We start from the raw sequence: 217 nt of genomic DNA on the forward strand, positions 1-217 counted from the left end.
CCAGCACCAGCGGGTCCTGATCGCCCGCGCGCTGGCCCTCGTCGACATGGACGCCCACGCGGACGCCTCCGTGAACGCCCTCTCCGGCGGCCAGCACCAGCGGGTCCTGATCGCCCGCGCGCTGGCCCTCGTCGACATGGACGCCCACGCGGACGCCTCCGTGAACGCCCTCTCCGGCGGCCAGCACCAGCGGGTCCTGATCGCCCGCGCGCTGGCC

1 pseudogene is annotated in these 217 nt (G+C 76.0%); it reads left to right on the top strand.

What is annotated here, in order from left to right:
- A pseudogene (locus tag EF918_RS38910) lies at positions 1 to 217 on the top strand (hypothetical protein); the annotation flags it as partial.

Origin of the sequence: Streptomyces sp. WAC06614 (assembly GCF_003949795.1) — a bacterium.
GTDB lineage: Bacteria > Actinomycetota > Actinomycetes > Streptomycetales > Streptomycetaceae > Streptomyces.